The organism is Pseudomonas sp. HR1, assembly GCF_030175875.1.
Taxonomy (GTDB): domain Bacteria; phylum Pseudomonadota; class Gammaproteobacteria; order Pseudomonadales; family Pseudomonadaceae; genus Chryseomonas; species Chryseomonas oryzihabitans.
This window is the reverse complement of sequence record NZ_JASNRF010000005.1, coordinates 232,713-251,852: the sequence shown is the minus strand read 5'-3', so window position 1 is coordinate 251,852 and position 19,140 is coordinate 232,713. Positions and strand designations below refer to the sequence as shown.

Sequence of the window (19,140 nt, the reverse complement as noted above, 5' to 3'; positions counted from 1 at the left end):
GAGACCTACAGACGTTTACAGGGAGGCCCGAGCGGGACGCCTACCATGGCGCTCTCCTGGAGGAAGCCCCGATGTCCCTGCCCCGCCCTGCCCTCGGCAGCCTCGCGCTGCTCTGCCTGCTGCTCGCCGCCTGCGACCGTCCGGCCCCGGAGGCCGCCATCCCGCCCGCGCCCAGGGTGCAGGTGGAGACGCTGCACCCCTCGCCCCTGGCCATCGCCAGCGAACTCAGTGGCCGCCTGGTGGCGCCGCGGACCGCCGAGGTACGGGCGCGGGTCGCCGGCATCGTGCTGCAGCGGGTGTTTCACGAGGGCAGCGAGGTCAAGGCCGGCGCGGTGCTGTTCCGTATCGATCCGGCGCCGCTGCAGGCCGAGGTGGACAGCGCCGCCGCCGCCCTGCGCAAGGCCGAGGCCAGCGCCTTCCAGGCCCGCCGCCTGGCCGAGCGCTATGCGGCACTGGTGGAGAGCGAGGCGATCAGTCGTCAGGCGCAGGACGATGCCCAGGGTGCCAGTCTGCAGGCGCAGGCCGAGGTGGCGGCCGCCCAGGCAGCGCTCAAGCGGGCGCGGCTGAATCTGGGCTATGCCACGGTCACCGCGCCCATCGCCGGGCGCATCGGCAAGGCCCTGGTCAGCGAAGGCGCCCTGGTCGGCCAGGGCGATGCCACGGCGTTGGCGATCATCCAGCAGCTGGACCCCATCCATGCCGACGTCACCCAGTCGACCCGCCAGCTCAAGGCGCTGCGCGATGCCCTCAGCGACGGCCGGCTACAGCAGGTGGCGCCGGACCAGGCGCGGGTCACCCTGCTGCAGGAAGACGGCAGCCCCTACCTGGAGAGCGGCCGCCTGCTATTCGCCGATCTGGCGGTGGACGCCAGCACCGGCCAGATCACCCTGCGCAGCCAGTTTCCCAATCCACGGCGCGAACTCCTGCCGGGCAGCTTCGTGCGGGTGCGCCTGGAGCAGGCGCGGCTCGACCAGGGTCTGAGCGTGGCGCAACGGGCGGTGCAGCGCAGCGCCGGCGGCCAGGCCCAGGTCTGGGTGGTGGATGCCGAAGACCGGCTCGCCCTGCGCGAGGTGCGCCTGGGACCGGTGGTGGACGGTCGCTGGGTGGTGGAATCCGGCCTGGCCGCTGGTGAGCGGGTACTGCTCTCGGGCCTGCAACAGGCGCAGCCGGGCCTGGTGGTGGAACCCCAGGCCGCCCCGGCGGAGGCGCGCTGATGGCCAATTTCTTCATCGACCGCCCGGTGTTCGCCTGGGTGGTGGCGCTGTTCATCCTGCTCGCCGGCCTGCTGGCCCTGCCGCAGTTGCCGGTGGCCCAGTACCCCAACGTGGCGCCGCCGCAGATCGAATTGACCCTGAGCTATCCGGGCGCCTCGCCGCAGACCCTGGACGAGAGCGTGGTCAGCCTGGTCGAGCAGGAACTCAATGGCGTCAATCACCTGCTCTACTTCTCGTCCAGCAGCAGCCAGGGCAGCGCCACCCTGACCGTGACCTTCCAGCCCGGCACCGATCCGGAGCTGGCCAAGGTGGACATCCAGAATCGCCTCAAGGTGGTGGAGCCGCGCCTGCCGCGGGCGGTCACCCAGCAGGGCATCCAGATCGAGGAGACTTCCGCCGGCTACCTGCTGTTCGTCACCCTCACCGCCACCGACGCGCGCCTCGACACCACCGCCCTGAGCGACTACCTGGCGCGCAACGTGGTCAACGAACTGCGCCGGCTGGACGGCGTGGGCAAGGCCCAGCTGTTTGGCGCCGAGCACGCCCTGCGCGTCTGGCTCGATCCCAGTCGCCTGGTGGCGGTCGGCCTGACCCCGGCCGACGTGACCCGCGCCATTGCCGAGCAGAACGTCCAGGTGGCGGCCGGGAGTCTTGGCGAATTGCCCGCCCCCGCGGGTCAGGAGCTGACCGCGCCGGTGCTGATCAAGGGCCAGCTCAGCGACCCGGCCGAATTCGCCGGCATCCTGCTGCGCGCCGGGGCCGATGGCTCCAGCGTGACCCTGGGCGATGTCGCCCGGGTCGAGGTGGGCAGCCAGAGCTACAACTTCGGCACCCGGCTGGACGGCAAGCCCTCGGTGGCGGTGGGGGTGCAGCTGGCGCCCACCGCCAATGCCCTGGCCACCGCCAAGGCGGTGCGCGCCAAGCTGGCCGAGTTGTCCCGGTACTTTCCGCCGGGGATGAAGTACGACATCCCCTACGACACGGCGCCCTTCGTCGAGATCTCCATCACCCAGGTCATCCACACCCTGCTGGAGGCCATGGCGCTGGTGTTCGCGGTGATGTACCTGTTCCTGCAGAATCTGCGCTACACCCTGATCCCGACCCTGGTGGTGCCGGTGGCACTGCTGGGCACCTGCGCCGTGCTCCTGGCGCTGGGCTATTCGATCAATGTGCTGACCCTGTTTGGCATGGTGCTGGCCATCGGTATCCTGGTGGACGACGCCATCGTGGTGGTGGAGAACGTCGAGCGCCTCATGGCCACGGAAGGACTCGATCCGCGCGCCGCCACGCGCAAGGCCATGGGCGAGATCTCCGGCGCCATCGTCGGCATCACCCTGGTGCTGACCGCGGTCTTCGTGCCCATGGCCTTCATGAGCGGTTCGGTGGGCGTCATCTATCGCCAGTTCTCGGCGTCCATGGCGGTGGCCATCCTGCTTTCCGCCTTTCTCGCCCTGAGCCTGACCCCGGCGCTGTGCGCCACCCTGCTCAAGCCGATTCCCCAGGGCGCCCATGCCCGCGGCGGCTTCTTCGGCGCCTTCAACCGGGGCTTCGAGCGCCTGACCGGCGGTTTCGAAGGCTGGGTGGCCCGCGCCATCCGCCGACTGCTGCCCAATCTCCTGCTGTTCGCCGTCCTGCTGGCGGCCCTGGTGGCGCTCTATGGCCGCCTGCCCGGCGCCTTTCTGCCCACCGAGGACCAGGGCTATCTGATCACCGACATCCAGCTGCCGCCGGGCGCTACCCAGGAGCGCACCCTCAAGGTGCTCGAGCGCCTGGAGCGCCATTACGCCGCGGAACCCGGGGTGGCCAACGACCTCGTGCTGCTCGGCTTCAGCTTTTCCGGCAGCGGCCAGAACGCCGCCCTGGCCTTCACCACCCTCAAGGACTGGTCCGCCCGCGGCCCGGCCGACTCCGCCGCGGCCATCGCCGGGCGGGCCAATACCGTCCTGGCGGGCGAGAGCGAGGCCCAGGGCTTCGCCGTGCTGCCGCCGCCGGTGGAAGGCCTGGGCACCTCCAGCGGCTTCGAGGTGCGCCTGCAGGACAGGTCCAATCGCGGCCAGGCGGCGCTCAAGGCCGCGCGGGACGAGTTGCAGGCCAGGCTGGTGGGCAATCCGATCATCGCCTACGTGCGGGAGACCACCCTGGCCGACAGCGCCCAGGTGCAGCTGGTGGTGGATCGCCGCCAGGCCGCCGCGCTAGGAGTAAGTTTCAGCGCCCTCGGCGAAACCATAGGCACGGCCCTGGGCTCCAGCTACGTCAACGACTTTCCCAATCGAGGCCGGATGCAGCAGGTGATCGTGCAGGCCGACCTGGGTACCCGCAGCCAGGTGGACGACCTGCTGCGCCTGGAGGTACGCAACGAGCGCGGACGCATGGTGCCGCTGTCCGCTTTCGTCAGCGCCGACTGGACCCAGGGCCCGGCGCAGTTGTCGCGCTACAACGGCTACCCCGCCATCAGCCTGGCCGGCGAACCGCTGCCCGGTCATACCACCGGCGAGGCCATGGCCGAACTGGAGCGCCTGGCCGCCGAGTTGCCGCGCGGTTTCGCCCTGGAGTGGACGGCGCTGTCGCTGCAGGAACGCCTCTCCGCCGGCCAGGCGCCCCTGCTGCTGGGCCTGTCGCTGCTGGTGGTGTTCCTCTGCCTGGCGGCGCTCTACGAGAGCTGGTCGATTCCCACCGCGGTGCTGCTGGTGGTGCCCCTGGGGGTGCTCGGTGCGGTGCTGGCGGTGACCCTGAGGGGGATGCCCAACGACGTCTTCTTCAAGGTCGGCCTGATCACGGTGATCGGCCTCACGGCGAAGAACGCCATCCTGATGATCGAATTCGCCAAGCGCCTGCACGACGAAGGCATGGACCTGCACCAGGCCACCTGCCGCGCCGCCCGCCTGCGCCTGCGACCCATCGTCATGACCTCGCTGGCCTTCATCCTCGGCGTGGTGCCCCTGGCCCTGGCCACCGGGGCCAGCTCGGCGAGCCAGCAGGCGGTGGGCACCGGGGTGATCGGCGGTATGCTCAGCGCCACCCTGGCGCTGGTCTTCGTTCCGGTGTTCTTCGTGCTGGTGCTGCGGCTGGTCCGGCGCTGGCGCGCGCCGGACCGTTAGCCTCAGGCGTTGTGGGGGCGCTTGTCGCCCAGCAGCGTGGCGTCCTCGACCGGCGCGGGCTCGGGCTTGCGGGCGCCGAGCTTGTCCGAGGTCCGCAGGCTCTGCGGCAGCGCCCAGAACATCAGGCCGGCGGCCAGCAGGCTGGTGCAGCCGATGAGATAGAGCGCCGGGGTGGTGCTGCCGGTCAGGTCCTTGATGTAGCCCACCATCACCGGACTGACGATACCGCCGACCTGCCCCAGGGTGTTGATCAGGGCGATGCCCCCCGCGGCGCCTGCGCCGGCGCCGGCCAGCAGTTTCGGCGGCAGCGACCAGAAGGTCGGGATGGCGGCGATGATGCCGGCGCCCATCAGGGCCAGGGACAGGATCAGGAAGAGGGTGTGGTCGGCGAAGAGTCCCGCACTGAAGAACCCCAGGGCGCCGGCGATCACCAGGCCGCAGACGAACTTGCGCCGCTCGCCGCTGGCGTCCGACAGCCGTCCCACCACCACCATGGTGATGGCGCCGAAGACGTAGGGCACGGCGGTCAGCAGGCCGATGAGGGTGGGGCTCTCGGTACCGGCGCTGCGGATCAGCTGCGGCGCCCAGAAGTTGAGGCCATAGGAGGCGACCTGGATCAGGAAGTAGATCACCGCGAGCAGCAGGAAGCCCGGCAGCCGGATCGCCGCCAGCAGCGAGCCGTGGCTGTTGTTTTCATGGCGGGCGATGCGGCTGGCCAGGAAGGTCTTCTCGTCGGCGTTGAGCCAGGGCGCATCGGCGATGCGGTCATGCAGCAGGCGCAGCACCAGCACGCCGAGCAGCACGCAGGGGATGCCACCGACCAGGAACAGCCAGTGCCAGCCGCGCATGCCGAGCAGACCGTCCATCTGCCCGAGGATCACCCCCGAGACCGGGGCGCCGATCAGTCCGGCAAAGGCCGAGGCGAGAAACAGCGTCGAGGTGATGCGGCCGCGATAGCTCTGCGGAAACCACAGCGTCAGGTAGTAGAGGATGCCCGGCGCGAAGCCGGCCTCCATGGCGCCGATCAGGAAGCGCAGCACATAGAACTGCCATTCGGCGGTGACGAACATCATCAGCGCCGTGGCGATGCCCCAGGAGATCATGATGCGGGCGATCCAGCGCCGGGCGCCGACCTTGTACAGCATCATGTTGCTGGGCACCTCGAACAGCACATAGCCCACCACGAAGAGTCCCGCGCCCAGGCCATAGGCGGTGTTGCTCAGCGACAGGTCGGCCTGCAGCTGGAACTTGGCGAAGCTGATGTTGATGCGATCGAAGAAGGCGAACAGGTAGCAGACCATGATCAGCGGCATGAGCCGCCAGGCGACCTTGCGGACGATGGCCTGTTCGGTGGCCGCCAGGGCGGCGGAGGTTGCGGATGAGGACATAGCGGTCTCCCGGGAGCGGCCAGGCTGGCGCTCCTTTGTTGTTGTAGTCAGGGCGAACGAATGAAAACGGGGGCGGCTCAGCCAGTGGCGGCGGGCGGAGGATGCAGATCGCAGTTGCGACCGGCCTTGGCCAGCTGACCGGGGGTGTCGTGGCCGAGCAGCGCCGGCAGGGTGCGCGACAGCGCTATCAGCCGCTCCAGGTCGATTCCGGTCTCCACTCCGGTTTCCACGCAGAGATTCACCAGGTCCTCGGTGCAGATGTTGCCGGACGCACCGGGCGCGAAGGGGCAGCCGCCGAGGCCGCCGAGGGCGGCGTCGAAGCGGCGCGCGCCGGCTTCATAAGCCGCCAGCACGTTGCACAGGCCGAGGCCGCGGGTGTTGTGGAAATGCAGGGTCAGGGCGGACGCCGGGATCAGCTCCAGCACCTGGCGCACGATCCGCGCGACCTGCCGCGGATTGGCCATGCCGGTGGTGTCGGCGAGGGTGATGCCGGTCATGCCCAGCGCCAGATAGCGCTGCACCAGCTCGAACACCCAGCCTTCGTCGATGCGCCCCTCGAAGGGGCAGCCGAAGGTGGTCGCCACCGTGCCGTTGAGCGAGACCGCCTGCCCCTTGGCCAGCTGCACCACCTCGGCGAAGCTGGCGAGGGACTGCTCGCAGCTCATGCGCATGTTGGCGCGGTTGTGGGTCTGGCTGGCGGAGAGCACCAGGTTCAGCTCGTCGGCGCCGGCCGCCAGGGCGCGCTGGGCGCCCTTGAGATTGGGCACCAGGGCGACGTAGGTCACCCCGGGCCGGCGGGCGATGCCCTGGAACACGGCCTCGCCGTCGCGCAGCATGGGTACCGCCTTGGGCGAGACGAAGGAACCGGCCTCGATCCGCGAGAAACCCAGCGCCGAAAGCTCGTCGATCAGAGCGATCTTGTCGGTGGTTTCCACCCAGCTCGGCTCGATCTGCAAGCCATCGCGGGGGGCGACTTCCTGGACGATCAGGCGTTCGGTACTCATTGCACCACCCCGCCCTGCCTGAGTCGCTGGATGTCCGCTTCGCTCAGCCCCAGTTCGGCCAGCAGGCCGTCGGTGTGCTGACCGAGGGTCGGACCCTGCCAGTTGACCTGGCCCGGAGTGGCCGACAGCTTGGGCACGATGCCCGGCATCTTCAGGGTGGCGCCGTCGGGCAGGGTGGTATCCAGCAGCATGTCTCGCGCCTGGTAGTGGGGATCGGCGACGATGTCGGCGGCCGAATAGATGCGGCCGGCCGGGACTTCGGCGCCTTCGAGGATCTCCAGCACCTCGTCGATGCCGCGACTGCCGGTCCAGGCGGCGATGGCCTCGTCGATCAGCTCGCAGTGGCGGGCGCGCCCATCGTTCTGCGCAAGGTCCGGGCGCTCGGCCAGATCGGGACGGCCGATGGCCTGCATCAGCCGGACATAGATGGGATCGCTGTTGCCGGCGATCACCACGAAACCGCCATCGCCGGTGGGATAGGTGTTGGACGGCGCGATGCCCGGCAACGCCCCGCCGGTGCGCTCGCGCACATGACCGAGCATGGAGTATTCGGGCACCAGGCTTTCCATGACGTTGAACACGCTCTCGACCAGGGAGACATCGACCACCTGGCCGTCGCCCTGGCCGGTCTTGACCCGCAGCACCGACATCAGGGCGCCGATCACCGCGTGCATGGAGGCCAGGGAATCGCCGAGGCTGACCCCAACCCGCGCCGGCGGCACGCCCGGGGTACCGGTGGTGTAGCGGATGCCGCCCATGGCCTCGCCGATGGCACCGAAGCCGGGTCTATCACGATAGGGGCCGGTCTGGCCGTAGCCGGAGATGCGCACCAGGGTGAGCTTGGGATTGAGGGCGTGCAGGACGTCCCAGCCGAGGCCGAGCTTTTCCAGGGCGCCCGGGCGCAGATTCTCGATGAGCACGTCGGCGCCCTCGGCCAGCTGCTTGACCAGGGCCACGCCTTCGGCGGAGCGCAGATTCAGGGCGAGGGACTTCTTGTTGCGCGACTGCAGGTACCACCAGAGCGAGGTGCCCTCGTGCAGCTTGCGCCACTTGCGCAGGGGATCGCCCTTGTCCAGGGCTTCGATCTTGATCACCTCGGCGCCGAATTCGGCCATCAGCCGAGCGGCGAAGGGGGCGGCAATGAGCGTGCCGATCTCGATGACACGGAGTCCGGTGAGAGCCGTCATGGTGGCCTAGCCTCTCTTTGTTATTGGAATGAGGCCGATGCTAGGACAATAGTGCAGTCAGTGGTTAACGTCTTTCGGCAAGGGGTCTTCGCAGATCGCGAAGACCCGATTCACACGTCCAGCAGGTGGTCGTAGAGCAGCCGGCTGACCGGCGACAGCGACTCGACGTCGCGCACCACCAGCGCCAGGCTGCGCTGGGACCAATCGTCATCCAGCGCCGCGGCGATCAGCCCGAGCGGTCGCCCGATGAGTTCGAAGGCCTGCAGCGGCAGCACGCCCAGGCCGAAGCCCGCCTGCACCATGCGGCACACGGCATCGAAGCCGGGCACATGGATGCGCAGGCGCAGGGCCTTGCCGTGACTGCGTGCGGCCGCCTTGGTGCGCAGGTTGATGAAGCTGTCGGCGTGCAGGCCGACGTGGTCGTCGTCCAGGGTCTCGGCGAAGGCCAGCCGCGGGCGTGCGGCCAGGCGATGATCCGGACGCATCACCACCACTAGGGTGTCCTGCCGGTAGGGCACGGCCAGCAGGCCGCGGGTATCGGTGTCCGAGGAGCAGATGCCCAGGTCGGCGGCGCCTTCCAGCACCCCCTTTACCACCCCGGCGCTGGGTCGTTCGTCCAGGCTGACCTTGACCTGGGGATGGCCGACGGTGAAGGCCTGCAGGTCTTCGGGGAGGAATTCGATGATGGCGGAGATGTTGGCCATCATCCGCACGTAGCCGCGCACGCCCTGCAGGTGCTCGCCGACATCGATGCTGATGCGCTCGACGTCGGCGAGGATGCGCTTGGCGTAATGCAGCAGCGTCTCGCCGACCGGGGTGAGGGTAGTGCCCTTGGCGTTGCGCTCGAAGAGTTCGATGTCGAGCGAGCGCTCCAGGTCGTGCAGTCGCTTGCTGGCGGCGGACAGGGCGATCATCTCGCGCTCGGCGGCGCGGGTCAGGGTGCCCTCCTCGTGCACCGCCAGCAGCAGCTGCAGCGAGACCAGGTCGAGGCGGCGGAGCAGGTTGCGGTAGTGCATCGTCTTGGGGTCCAGGCGGCCAGAGGTCCTTGTACAGGACCCGGCGCGCCCGGGGTAGCCACCTGCCTCAGGTTAGAGACCCAGGTCGCTCAGGCCGGGATGGTCATCCGGGCGCCGCCCCTGGGGCCAATGAAACAGCCGCTCGGCTTCGGTGATCGGCAGGTCGTTGATGCTGGCGTGACGCTCGGCCATCAGGCCCTGGTCGTCGAAGTGCCAGTTCTCGTTGCCGTAGGCGCGGTACCACTGGCCGTCTTCGTCCCGCCATTCGTAGGCGAAGCGCACGGCGATACGCGCGCCGTCATGGGCCCAGAGTTCCTTGATCAGCCGGTACTCGTGCTCGCGCTGCCACTTGCGGGTGAGAAAGGCCTCGATGGCGGCGCGGCCCTGGAGGAAATCGCTGCGATTGCGCCAGCGGCTGTCGGCGGTATAGGCCAGCGCCACCTTGGCCGGATCGCGGCTGTTCCAGCCGTCTTCGGCGGCGCGGACCTTTTGCCGGGCGGATTCGAGGGTGAAGGGCGGGACGGGAGGACGGGCGGCGCTCATGGGACACTCCTAGGCAGATGAGGCCCCAGTGTCGGGCCGCAGCGCGGGTGTCACAAGGTCGATCACCCCACGGATCCGGCCAAGTCGCTCAGACCTCGACCAGGCGATAGTGCAAGCCCCGCACCACCGCCTCGACCCGGTTGCGCGCGCCCAGTTTGCGGGCGGCGGAGTTGAGGTGCAGGTTGACCGTGGCGGTGGAGCGGTTGAGGGTCGCGGCGATGCGCTTGGCGGTCAGGCCCTTGGCCGAGTACTGCAGGCATTCGCGCTCGCGCGGCGTCAGGCGGACCTGGCCGCAGCGGCGCTCGGCCGGCGCGAGCAGTTCGTCGGCCCGGGCCTGGAAGGCATGGGCCAGCACCAGGAAGGCGCCCAGGCAGGCTTCGCCGGCGGCCTCGGCGTCCCGCGCATCGGCATCGAGGATGCCGGTCAGGGTGGCGAAGGCACCGCCCGGCAGGTGCAGCGGCACCGTCACCCCGGTGGCCAGGCCGCTGTCACGCACATAGCAGGTGACCGGGCGGTGACTGTCACCCAGGTACTCGCGCAGGGCGCTGCGGGTTTCGCTGCGAAACGACCAGACGAAGGGCGCCGCGCGCCGACTGGCGCATTGCTGCACCGGGTCGATCTGGTAATAGCCGCGCTCGCACCAGAAGGCCTGCATGTCCGCCGGGGCGTTGCGCACCTTGAATACCGAGGGGGTGATGAGCACGCCCTCGTGACTGAGGGGCACCGGGGCATAGTCGTAGATCAGCGCCTTGCACCCCAGGTGGTCGGCGCTGGCCTGGACGGCATCCAGACAGGCGTCGAGCGTGGGCAGTCCGGCGAGGCGGCTGCTGACGGTAAGCAGATCGGCATGCATCTTGGAGCTCCTCCCCTGGATCGCGATGGGGAACGCGAAGCAAAGGTTCTGCCAGTCGCGACAGCACTGCTGCAAACCTAGCACTTTTGCGGATGGGGCCAGGCCCCACCCTGGCCTAGAGTCGAGCCTAACCCGCCCCTTCGAGGAAGCCCCCATGACTCAGCACGCTCCGTCCGGCGACGCCGCCGACCTCGCCCGCTTCGGCTACACCCAGGAACTCAAGCGCCAGCTCGGGTTGAAGGACCTGCTGATCTACGGCCTGGTGTTCATGGTGCCCATCGCGCCCTTTTCCATCTTTGGCGGGGTGTTCGATGCCAGCCACGGCATGGTGCCCCTCACCTACCTGATCGGCTTCGTCGCCATGCTGTTCACCGCGGTCAGCTACCAGCAGATGTCGCGCGCCTTCCCGGTGGCCGGTTCGGTCTATGCCTATGTCGGCCGCGGCCTACACCCGGCCCTGGGCTTTCTCGCCGGCTGGGCCATCCTGCTCGACTACCTGCTGGTGCCCACCCTGCTCTATGTGATCGGCGCCAACGCCATGGCCAACGTCATCCCGGCGCTTCCCCAGCCGCTGTGGATCCTCTTCTTCGTCGGCCTCAACACCCTGGTCAACCTGCGCGGCATCGAGACCACCGCCCGCGCCAACCGGCTGTTCCTCTACGGTCAGCTGGCGGTGCTGCTGGTGTTCGTGGTGCTGGCGTCGCTGGCCATCAGCCGCGGCGTGAACGGCGCCGAGTGGAGCCTGAAGCCGCTGTACAACCCCCAGGAATTCTCCCTGCCGCTGATCTTCAGCGCCCTGTCGGTGGCGGTGCTGTCCTTTCTCGGCTTCGACGCCATCTCCACCCTTTCCGAGGAAACCCGCGGCGGCAGCCGCGTGGTGGGTCGCGCCACCCTGCTGGCCCTGACCCTGGTGGCGGCGCTGTTCATGGTGCAGACCTGGCTGGCCGCCCTGCTGCAACCCAACCTGATCCAGTACCCCGACGCCGACGCCTCCAACAACGCCTTCTACGAGATCGGTCGGCTGATCGCCGGCCCCTGGCTGCAGGTGGTGATCGCCCTGGCGGTGGCCATCGGCGCCGCCATCGCCAACGCCCTGGTGGCCCAGGCCGCCACCTCGCGCCTGCTGTTCGCCATGGCCCGTGATCGCCAGATGCCGCAGTTCCTGCGGCAGATCCATCCCACGACCCGGGTGCCGCAACGCGCCATCCTGCTGGTGGCGGCCCTGAGTCTGGTGCTGGGGCTGTTCTTTGTCGGCCAGATCAATCTGCTCGCCTCCATGTGCAACTTCGGTGCGCTGACCGCCTTCCTGCTCCTGCATGTGGCAGTGGCCTGGCATCACCGCGGCGCCGGTCGCCCGCTGCTCCATGCGCTGGTCCCGCTGATCGGCTTCATCATCCTCGCCTATGTGCTGTTCAACGCCGACGTCTACGCCAAGGTCGGTGGCAGCTGCTGGATGGTGCTGGGCCTGGCCGTGCTGGCCTTCCTCAGGCTCAGCGGCCGGACCACGGAATTCAAGGCCAACGACGCCGTCCATTAGGCACAGACCCGCCGCGGAGGCTTCAGATGATCAAGACCCTGCACAGCCAGCACTGCCATTGCGGCTGGGACCACAGCCTCCCCCCGGCGCTGGAGGTCGCGCCGGGCGAAACGGTCAGCTTTGCCTGCCGCGACGCGGCGGACGGCCACTTCCACGGCCACTCCAGCGCCGCCGACATCGCCACCCTGCCCTTCGAGCGGGTCAATCCGGTCTGCGGTCCGCTGTGGATCGACGGTGCCGAGCCGGGCGACGTGCTCAAGGTGACGCTGGACAGCTTCACCCCCAGCGGCTTTGGCTGGACCGCCAACATCCCCGGCTTCGGCCTGCTCGCCGACCAGTTTCCGGACCCGGTGCTGCAACTCTGGCAGTACGACCGCAGTGGTCAGACGCCGGCCGCCTTCGGCGAGCTGGCGCGGGTCCCGCTCAAGCCCTTCGCCGGCACCCTGGGGGTGGCGCCCGCGGCGCCGGGTCTGCACTCGGTGGTGCCACCGCGACGGGTGGGCGGCAATCTGGATATCCGCGACCTGGCCGCCGGCACCAGCCTCTACCTGCCGGTGGAGGTCACCGGGGCGCTGTTTTCCATCGGCGACACCCATGCCGCCCAGGGCGATGGCGAGGTCTGCGGCACCGCCATCGAAACGGCCATGGCGGTCACCGCCACCTTCGAGCTGATCAAGGGGCAACCGCTGGCCATGCCGCGCTTCAGCACCCCGGGGCCGGTCACCCGCCACCTGGACGGCGCCGGCTACGAGGTCTTCACCGGCGTCGGACCGGACCTGCTGGCCGCGGCGCGCATGGCCGTCAGCGGCGCCATCGACTGGCTCGGGCAGAGCCGCAACCTGCCGGCGGAACAGGCCTATCTGCTCTGCTCGGTGTGTGGCGACCTGCGCATCAGCGAGATCGTCGACGTACCCAACTGGGTAGTCAGCTTCTACTTCCCGCGGATCGTGTTCGAATAGCTGGTTCCGAATAGTCCGGCGCCCGCCGTGGCAAGGTCCCCCACAGCGAGGCGATGACGATCAGCAGGCCGCCCAGCCAGCCCCAGAGGCCCAGGCGTTCGTCCAGCCAGACGCTGGCGAACAGCGCACCGAATAGCGGCTCGGCGCCCATCAGCAGGGCGACGCGGGTGGCGCTGGTGCGGCCCAGGGCAAAGTTCTGGGCGAGAAAGGCGCCCAGGGTGCAGAACAGCACCAGGTAGCCGGTGGCCAGCCAGAAGCCTGGCTGTACGGGCAGCGGCGCCAGGCCCGGGCCGAGGGCGAACAGCAGCAGGCAGGCCAGGCCGACCACCCCGGTCTGTACCGCGGTCAGTGCCAGGGCCGGCACCGGGGCACTGGCCCGCTGCAGACGCCGGCGCACCACGCAGACATTGACCGCGCGCAATACGGCTGCCAGCAGGATCAGGCCATCACCCAGGTTGAAGCTCAGGGTCACGCCACGGGTCAGCAGCCCGGCGCCCGCCACCGCCAGGGCCGCGGCGCCCAGGGCACGGGCCTCGGGGCGCTGGCCGAGCAGCCACCATTCGGCGAAGGGCGTCAGGGCCACGCACAGGCTGATGAGAAAGGCGGCGTTGCTGGCGCTGGTCAGGGCCACGCCATAGGTCTCGGCGAGAAAGATCGCCAATAGCAGCAGACCGGTCGGCACCCCGGGCCGCCAGGCCCGCCGGCCCTCGCCCCTCAGGGTGGGCAGCAGCAGCGCTGCGGTGAGACAGAAGCGCAGCGCCAGATAGCCGAGCACCGGGTAGAGCATCACGGCGTCCTTGACCACGGCGTAGCTGGTCCCCCAGACCAGGGCGGTGGCGAGCAGCAGGCCTTCGGCGAGGCCGAAGGTGGGGCGTGGCGGCATGACGGCTTCTCCCTGGATCAGGCCGCCAGTGTGCCCATCTCAGATAAGCGCGATAAGCCTGTCCGCGCGCATAGCTCTTGTTCCGCCAGGGAAGCAATGCCAATCTTTTCGACCTCATTGCTTCCCACGGATTTGGCATGGATCTCGTGCGCGCCCTCCCCCTGCTGCCCTGCCTGGTCGCCTTCGCCAAGGTGGTGGAGACCGGCAGCTTCACCGCCGCCGCCCGCCTGCTGGACGCCACGCCTTCGGCGGTCAGTCGCCAGGTGGCGCGGCTGGAGCGGGAACTGGGCGTGCGCCTGTTGCAACGCACCACCCGCCAGCTGCGCCTGAGCGAGGCCGGCCGCGAGGTGCTCGGCCACTGCCGCCAGCTGCTGGCCGCCGCCGGCGCGGCGCTGGACAGCGGTCTGCAGCATCGCGAGGAGCCCCGCGGCCAGGTGCGGCTGGCGGTACCCAAGGCGGTCGGCTACCGGCTGATCGCGCCGCTGTTGCCGGACTTCTTCCAGCGCTATCCCGAGGTGGATCTGCAACTGCGCCTGGACGACCGTCCGCTGGATCCCATCGCCGACGATCAGGATCTGCTGGTGCGCATCACCGAGCAGCCACCCGCCGGCTTCGTCGCCCGGCCATTGCGCGAGATGGACTTCGTGCTCTGCGCCAGCCCGGCCTATCTCGGACGCCGCGGCACGCCCCAGCAGCCCCAGGCGCTGGCCGAGCACGACTGCCTCTACCTGGGCGAAACCCCGGGCGACCAGCGCTGGCAACTGCGCCGCGGCGACCGGGTGGAAAGCGTGACGGTGCGCGGCCGCCTGGCCTGCAACCACAGCGGGGTGCGCCTGGAAGCCACTCTCGCCGACCTGGGCATCGCCTGCCTGCCGGCCTTCGCCGCCGAAGCCGGTCTGGCGGACGGCCGCCTGCGGCGGGTGCTATCCGACTGGCAATACCTCGGCCCCTACCAGGGCACCGCCTGGCTGCTCTATCCGCCGGATCGCCAGTTGCCGGCGGCGGTCAGGGCGCTGGTGGACTTTCTGCTGGAGCGGCTCGGGCCAACCCCAGGTTCAGGCTAGCACCGCCACCGACTTGAGCTGCGCCCACACTCGACTCCCCGGCTGCAACGCCAGCCGCTCCAGCGAATAGCGGGTGATCCGCACCAGCAGCGCCGTGCCGCCCAGGTCCAGGCGCAAGAGCACCTGGGCCGGCGAACGGGTCGGGGCGATCTCGGCGACGATGGCCGGCAGCACATTGAGGATGCTGCTGTGCTGGCGTTCCAGGCTGAGGCTGACATCCCGTGCCAGCACCTTGATGCGCAGCGACTGCCCGGGCGGCAGCGGGGCATGGGCCAGCAGCACGCGCTGCTCGCCCGCCAGGCCCAGGCTGAGCAGCCCGTAGTCCGGGTCATGGCCGAGCACCCGCCCTTCCAGCACCACCCCGGCGTCGTCGGCCAGGGCGATGGGCAGGTCGAGGCGCGCCAGTATCTCGGTGGTCGGCCCACTGGCCAGCACACGGCCCCGGTCCAGCAGCACCAGGTGATCGGCCAGCCGCGCCACCTCGTCGGGGGCATGGCTGACATAGAGGATCGGCAGCGCCAGCTCCCGGGTCAGGCGCTCCAGGTAGGGCAGGATCTCGGCCTTGCGCTCGGCGTCCAGCGCCGCCAGGGGTTCGTCCATCAGCAGCAGCCGCGGACTGGTCAGCAGCGCGCGGGCGATGCCGACCCGCTGGCGTTCGCCGCCGGACAGGCGCGCCGGCATCCGCGCGAGCAGTCCTTCGATGCCCAGCAACTCGACGACCTGCTCCAGTTCCAGTCGACGCGCGGCGGGCGCCACCCGCTTCCAACCGAACAGCAGGTTGCGGCGCACGTCCAGGTGCTCGAACAGATTGGCGTCCTGGAAGACGTAGCCCAGGGCGCGTCGGTGCGGCGGCAGGAACAGGCCGCGGTCGCTGTCCTGCCAGGTCTCTTCCGCCACCACCAGGCGGCCACGGGCGGCGGGCTCGAGTCCGGCCACGCACCTCAGGCAACTGGTCTTGCCCGAACCCGAGGGACCGAACAGCGCGGTGACGCCCCTGCCGGGCAGGGCGAGGTCCACGTCCAGCGTAAAGCCCGGGTGTGAGAGTTCGAATCTCGCCGTCAGACTCATACTCATGTCCAGGCCGACCGCCCACGGCGCCCATAGAGCAGCAGCAGGATCACGAAGGAGAAGGCCAGCATGCCCCCGGCCAGCAGGTGCGCCTGGGGATACTCCATGGCTTCCACATGATTGAAGATCTGGGTGGAGACCACCTGGGTGCGCCCGGGGATGTTGCCGCCGATCATCAGCACCACGCCGAATTCGCCCACGGTATGGGCGAAGCCGAGGATGGCGGCGGTGACGAAGCCCGGCCGCGCCAGCGGCAGCACCACGTGGAAGAAGGTATCCAGGGGACTGGCCCTGAGGGTCGCCGCCGCTTCCAGCGGGCGCGGACCGATGGCCTCGAAGGCGTTCTGCAGCGGCTGCACCACGAAGGGCAGCGAATAGCACAGCGAACCCACCACCAGCCCGGCGAAGGTGAAGGGCAACCGCCCCAGCCCCAGCGCCTCGGTCAATTGCCCTACCCAGCCCTCCGGCCCCATGGCCAGCAGCAGGTAGAAGCCGATCACCGTGGGCGGCAGCACCAGCGGCAGGGCCACCAGGGCGCCGACCGGTCCCTTGAGCCGGGAGCGGGTGCGCGCCAGCCACCAGGCGAGGGGCGTACCCAGCACCAGGAGCAGCAGGGTGGTCACGCTGGCCAGTTCCAGGGTCAGGCGGATCGCCGCCCAGTCCGCCGCGCTCAGGCTCATGGCGTCACTGCCGGTAGCCGTAGGCCTTGAGCACCGCGGCCGCCTGGGGGCCCTTGAGATAGGCCAGCAGCGCCTTGGCCGCCGGCTGGTCCTGGCCCTTGTCCAGCAATACGGCGTCCTGGCGGATCGGCTCATAGAGCTCGGCCGGCACGATCCAGGCCGAGCCTTCCTTGATCTTGCCGTCCCCGTAGATCTGCGACAGGGCGACGAAGCCCAGCTCGGCATTGCCGGTGGCGACGAACTGGTAGGTCTGGGTGATGTTCTGGCCTTCGACCCGCTTGGCCGCGACCGCCTCGGTCAGGCCCAGTTTGGCCAGCACCTGGCTGGCGGCCAGGCCATAGGGCGCGGTCTTGGGATTGGCCACGGCCAGGTGGGTGAAGGCGTTCTGCTTGAGCACCGCGCCGTCGCCGTCCACATAGCCGGGCTTGGGCGACCAGAGCGCCAGGGTGCCGATGGCATAGGTGAAGCGCGAGCCCTTGACCGCCGCCCCCTCGCTTTCCAGCTTGGCCGGGGTGCTGTCGTCGGCGGAGAGAAAGACCGCGAAGGGCGCGCCATTCCTGATCTGGCCATAGAGCTGGCCGGTGGCGCCGCTGGAAATCACCAGCTGATGGCCGGTGTCCTGGGCGAAGCGCTCGCCGATGGCCTTGAGCGGCGCGCTGAAATTGGCGGCCACGGCGACCTGGACCTCGTCGGCCAGGGCCGGGGTGGCCAGGGCCGCAGTAAGCAGGGAAAGCAACAGGCGGGAACGGCTGGACGGCATCGGGCTTTCTTCCTCGGGGCTGGCAATCCCTCCGCAGCCGCAGGACGCTGACGGCTGCGGAGGGCACAAAAGAAAACGCCGGCAGGTGGCCCCGCCGGCGTTGATCCTGGCGCTTAGGCCAGCTTCTTGTACTTCACCCGCTTGGGCTGGGCCGCGGCCTCGCCAAGGCGCTTCTTGCGATCGGCTTCGTACTCGGTGTAGTTGCCTTCGAAGAACACCACGTTGGAGTCATCCTCGTAGGAGAGGATGTGGGTGGCGATGCGGTCGAGGAACCAGCGATCGTGGGAGATCACGATGGCCGCGCCGGGGAAGTCCAGCAGGGCGTCTTCCAGGGCGCGCAGGGTTTCCACGTCCAGGTCGTTGGAGGGTTCGTCCAGCAGCAGCACGTTGCCGCCCTGCTTGAGGGTCAGCGCCAGGTGCAGACGACCGCGCTCACCGCCGGAGAGGTCCTTGACGAACTTCTGCTGGTCGGCGCCCTTGAAGTTGAAGCGACCCACATAGCTGCGCGAGGGCACCTCGTAGTTGCCGATCTTGATCACGTCGGAGCCATCGGAGACCTGCTCCCAGACGGTCTTGGTGTCGGACAGGTTCTCGCGGCTCTGGTCGACGCTGGCCAGTTGCACGGTGTCGCCGATCTCAATGCTGCCCGAATCCGGCTGCTCCTTGCCCATGATCATGCGGAACAGGGTCGACTTGCCCGCGCCGTTGCCGCCGATGACACCGACGATGGCGCCCTTGGGCACCACGAAGCTCAGGTCGTCGATCAGCAGGCGATCGCCGTAGCCCTTGCTGACGTTCTTGAACTCGATGACCTTGTCGCCCAGGCGCTGGCCGGCGGGGATGTAGATCTCGTTGGTCTCGCTGCGCTTCTGGAATTCCTGGGACTGCATTTCCTCGAAGCGCTGCAGGCGGGCCTTGGACTTGGACTGGCGGGCCTTGGCACCGGAGCGCACCCATTCCAGTTCGGCCTTCATGGCCTTGGCATGGGCGGCTTCCTGCTTGGCTTCCTGGGTCAGGCGCGCGGCCTTGGATTCCAGCCAGCCGGAGTAGTTGCCCTCGAAGGGGATGCCCTGGCCACGGTCCAGTTCCAGGATCCAGCCGGCGACGTTGTCGAGGAAGTAGCGGTCGTGGGTGATGGCCACCACGGTACCGGGGAAGTCGTGGAGGAAGTGCTCCAGCCAGGCCACCGAGTCGGCGTCCAGGTGGTTGGTGGGTTCGTCCAGCAGCAGCATGTCGGGGGCCGACAGCAGCAGGCGGCACAGTGCCACGCGGCGCTTCTCGCCACCGGAAAGCACCCCGACCTTGGCGTCCCAGGCCGGCAGGCGCAGGGCGTCGGCGGCGACTTCCAGCTGGCGGTCCAGGTTGTGACCGTCGGCGGCCTGGAGGATGGCTTCCAGCTTGGCCTGCTCGGCGGCCAGGGCGTCGAAGTCGGCATCCGGCTCGGCGTAGGCGGCATAGACCTCATCCAGGCGGGCCTGGGCCTGCTTGATCTGACCGACCGCTTCCTCGACCACCTCACGAACCGTCTGCTCGGGATCAAGTTTCGGTTCCTGCGGCAGATAACCCACATTGATACCGGGCATCGGACGCGCTTCACCTTCGATCTCGGTATCGACGCCGGCCATGATGCGCAGCAGCGTCGATTTACCCGCACCGTTCAGACCGAGCACGCCGATCTTGGCGCCGGGAAAGAACGACAGGGAGATGTTCTTGAGGATTTCACGCTTGGGCGGCACGACCTTGCCGACCCGATGCATGGTGTAGACGTATTGAGCCATGGTGGGACCTTGGGACCGGAATGAAAAACAGGGGACACAGTATGGCGTCAGCAGCGAACGCTGTCGAAACCCCGCGCGACGAAAGCGCCGGCGCTGATCACGCGGAAA

The 19,140-nt window shown here is 69.1% G+C and carries 16 protein-coding genes; 5 read left to right on the top strand and 11 right to left on the bottom strand.

The window, feature by feature from the left end:
• Nucleotides 1-71: 71 nt before the first annotated feature.
• Both QKY98_RS18925 and QKY98_RS18920 read left to right on the top strand, forming a co-directional pair.
• On the top strand, nucleotides 72-1,214 hold the full coding sequence (locus QKY98_RS18925; protein ID WP_284671393.1) for an efflux RND transporter periplasmic adaptor subunit: 1,143 nt from the start codon (nucleotides 72-74) through the stop codon (nucleotides 1,212-1,214).
• A complete protein-coding gene (locus QKY98_RS18920) occupies nucleotides 1,214-4,312 on the top strand; it encodes a multidrug efflux RND transporter permease subunit (RefSeq protein WP_284671392.1) in 3,099 nt (1,032 codons plus the stop codon). Before QKY98_RS18925 ends, QKY98_RS18920 begins: the two co-directional genes overlap by 1 nt.
• Nucleotides 4,313-4,314: 2 nt before the next feature.
• Here the strand turns inward: QKY98_RS18920 and QKY98_RS18915 are convergent, their stop codons facing one another.
• The 6 genes from QKY98_RS18915 to QKY98_RS18890 all read right to left on the bottom strand — a co-directional run bounded on the left by QKY98_RS18915 (nucleotide 4,315) and on the right by QKY98_RS18890 (nucleotide 10,303).
• A complete protein-coding gene (locus tag QKY98_RS18915) occupies nucleotides 4,315-5,700 on the bottom strand; it encodes an MFS transporter (RefSeq protein ID WP_037007309.1) in 1,386 nt (461 codons plus the stop codon).
• Nucleotides 5,701-5,777: 77 nt separating this feature from the next.
• Nucleotides 5,778-6,704 (bottom strand): hydroxymethylglutaryl-CoA lyase, encoded by a 927-nt coding sequence (locus QKY98_RS18910; protein WP_027598452.1) that lies wholly within the window; start codon nucleotides 6,702-6,704, stop codon nucleotides 5,778-5,780.
• Nucleotides 6,701-7,891, bottom strand: coding sequence for a CaiB/BaiF CoA transferase family protein (locus QKY98_RS18905; protein ID WP_077171004.1), 1,191 nt, complete (start codon nucleotides 7,889-7,891; stop codon nucleotides 6,701-6,703). The genes QKY98_RS18910 and QKY98_RS18905 overlap by 4 nt, the downstream gene beginning before the upstream one ends.
• Nucleotides 7,892-8,001: 110 nt before the next feature.
• On the bottom strand, nucleotides 8,002-8,907 hold the full coding sequence (locus QKY98_RS18900) for a LysR family transcriptional regulator (RefSeq protein ID WP_027602961.1): 906 nt from the start codon (nucleotides 8,905-8,907) through the stop codon (nucleotides 8,002-8,004).
• 72 nt (nucleotides 8,908-8,979) lie between these two features.
• Nucleotides 8,980-9,450: a nuclear transport factor 2 family protein gene (locus QKY98_RS18895; RefSeq protein ID WP_027598449.1), complete on the bottom strand. Its 471-nt coding sequence runs from the start codon at nucleotides 9,448-9,450 to the stop codon at nucleotides 8,980-8,982.
• Nucleotides 9,451-9,538: 88 nt separating this feature from the next.
• Nucleotides 9,539-10,303: a LuxR family transcriptional regulator gene (locus QKY98_RS18890; RefSeq protein WP_027602960.1), complete on the bottom strand. Its 765-nt coding sequence runs from the start codon at nucleotides 10,301-10,303 to the stop codon at nucleotides 9,539-9,541.
• A 154-nt stretch (nucleotides 10,304-10,457) separates the two neighbouring features.
• On the opposite strand from QKY98_RS18890, the gene QKY98_RS18885 reads away from it, so the two are divergent.
• Both QKY98_RS18885 and QKY98_RS18880 read left to right on the top strand, forming a co-directional pair.
• Nucleotides 10,458-11,840, top strand: a complete 1,383-nt coding sequence (locus QKY98_RS18885; protein ID WP_077171005.1) for an APC family permease — start codon at nucleotides 10,458-10,460, stop codon at nucleotides 11,838-11,840.
• Between the two features lie 26 nt (nucleotides 11,841-11,866).
• Nucleotides 11,867-12,799, top strand: a complete 933-nt coding sequence (locus QKY98_RS18880; RefSeq protein ID WP_077171006.1) for an acetamidase/formamidase family protein — start codon at nucleotides 11,867-11,869, stop codon at nucleotides 12,797-12,799.
• Here the strand turns inward: QKY98_RS18880 and QKY98_RS18875 are convergent.
• Nucleotides 12,765-13,682 carry a DMT family transporter gene (locus QKY98_RS18875; protein WP_284671391.1) on the bottom strand — a complete coding sequence of 306 codons (918 nt, stop codon included), beginning with the start codon at nucleotides 13,680-13,682 and terminating at the stop codon, nucleotides 12,765-12,767. The two genes, QKY98_RS18880 and QKY98_RS18875, sit on opposite strands and share 35 nt — an antisense overlap.
• A gap of 137 nt (nucleotides 13,683-13,819) precedes the next feature.
• Between QKY98_RS18875 and QKY98_RS18870 the strand changes: the two genes are divergently transcribed.
• Nucleotides 13,820-14,746: a LysR family transcriptional regulator gene (locus tag QKY98_RS18870; protein ID WP_027598444.1), complete on the top strand. Its 927-nt coding sequence runs from the start codon at nucleotides 13,820-13,822 to the stop codon at nucleotides 14,744-14,746.
• Here the strand turns inward: QKY98_RS18870 and modC are convergent.
• From modC to ettA, 4 genes are all read right to left on the bottom strand, one after another.
• The gene (gene modC, locus QKY98_RS18865; protein WP_284671390.1) at nucleotides 14,738-15,814 is read right to left on the bottom strand and encodes a molybdenum ABC transporter ATP-binding protein; all 1,077 of its coding nucleotides are present in this window, start codon (nucleotides 15,812-15,814) and stop codon (nucleotides 14,738-14,740) included. The genes QKY98_RS18870 and modC overlap by 9 nt on opposite strands.
• A 2-nt stretch (nucleotides 15,815-15,816) precedes the next feature.
• Nucleotides 15,817-16,494 (bottom strand): molybdate ABC transporter permease subunit, encoded by a 678-nt coding sequence (gene modB, locus QKY98_RS18860; RefSeq protein WP_144956162.1) that lies wholly within the window; start codon nucleotides 16,492-16,494, stop codon nucleotides 15,817-15,819.
• Between the two features lie 4 nt (nucleotides 16,495-16,498).
• A complete protein-coding gene (gene modA / locus QKY98_RS18855) occupies nucleotides 16,499-17,254 on the bottom strand; it encodes a molybdate ABC transporter substrate-binding protein (protein WP_115946697.1) in 756 nt (251 codons plus the stop codon).
• A 113-nt stretch (nucleotides 17,255-17,367) separates the two neighbouring features.
• Nucleotides 17,368-19,032, bottom strand: coding sequence for an energy-dependent translational throttle protein EttA (gene ettA / locus QKY98_RS18850; protein ID WP_007162716.1), 1,665 nt, complete (start codon nucleotides 19,030-19,032; stop codon nucleotides 17,368-17,370).
• Between the last annotated feature and the right edge of the window lie 108 nt (nucleotides 19,033-19,140).